A 1,277-nucleotide genomic window follows, 5' to 3' on the forward strand; every position below is an offset into this window, starting at 1 on the left:
CTGACCGACCGCACCTGGCCTGATCAGGTCATCGACCGCGCGCCCCGCTGGTGCGCCGTGGACCTGCGGGACGGCAACCAGGCCCTGATCGACCCGATGGACGCCCACCGCAAGCTCAAGATGTTCGAGCTGCTGGTCACGATGGGCTACAAGGAGATCGAGGTCGGCTTCCCGGCCGCCTCCCAGACCGACTTCGACTTCATCCGCCAGATCATCGAGGAAGACCGCATCCCCGATGACGTGGTGATCCAGGTGCTGACCCAGGCCCGCGCCGAGCTGATCGAGCGGACCTTCGAGTCCATCCGGGGCGCCAGGCAGGCCATCGTGCACCTGTACAACTCCACCTCCACGTTGCAGCGGCGGGTGGTGTTCGGGCAGGACAAGGACGGCATCACCGCCATCGCCGTCGAGGGCGCCAAGCTGTGCCGGAAGCTCGCCGACGACATGGGCGACACCGAGATCTACTTCCAGTACTCGCCGGAGTCGTTCACCGGCACCGAGCTGGAGTACGCGGTGGAGGTCTGCGACGCCGTCAACGAGGTGTGGCAGCCCACCCCCGACCGCAAGGTGATCATCAATCTGCCGGCCACGGTGGAGATGGCCACCCCGAACGTGTACGCCGACCAGATCGAGTGGATGCACCGGAACCTGGCCTACCGGGACTCGATCGTGCTGTCGCTGCATCCGCACAACGATCGGGGCACCGCCGTGGCCGCCGCCGAACTCGGGTACATGGCCGGCGCGGACCGCATCGAGGGCTGCCTGTTCGGCAACGGCGAGCGCACCGGCAACGTCTGCCTGATCACCCTGGGCATGAACCTGTTCTCCCAGGGGATCGACCCCGAGGTCGACATCTCCGACATCGATGAGATCCGCCGGGTGGTCGAGTACTGCAACCAGCTGCCCGTGCACCCACGGCACCCGTGGGGCGGTGAGCTGGTCTACACCGCCTTCTCCGGCTCCCACCAGGACGCGATCAAGAAGGGCTTCGATCACCTGGAGCGGGACGCGGACGCCGCCGGGGTGCCCGTGCCGGAGTTCACGTGGGCGGTGCCGTACCTGCCGATCGACCCCAAGGACATCGGCCGGACGTATGAGGCGGTCATCCGGGTCAACAGCCAGTCGGGCAAGGGCGGCGTGGCGTACATCATGAAGGCCGACCACCACCTCGACCTGCCGCGCCGGCTGCAGATCGAGTTCTCCCGGGTGGTGCAGGCGCGGACGGACGCGCAGGGCGGCGAGGTCACCCCGGCGCGGATGTGGGAGATCTTCACCGA

Annotated in this window: 1 protein-coding gene; it reads left to right on the forward strand. The window is 67.6% G+C overall.

Going from position 1 to position 1,277, the window contains the following annotated elements:
* Window positions 1-1,277 (forward strand): 2-isopropylmalate synthase (gene leuA, locus Aph01nite_RS40910; protein ID WP_204046477.1); only part of this gene is annotated, 1,277 nt, incomplete at both ends.

The sequence above is a fragment of the Acrocarpospora phusangensis genome (genome assembly GCF_016862995.1).
Classification (GTDB): domain Bacteria; phylum Actinomycetota; class Actinomycetes; order Streptosporangiales; family Streptosporangiaceae; genus Acrocarpospora; species Acrocarpospora phusangensis.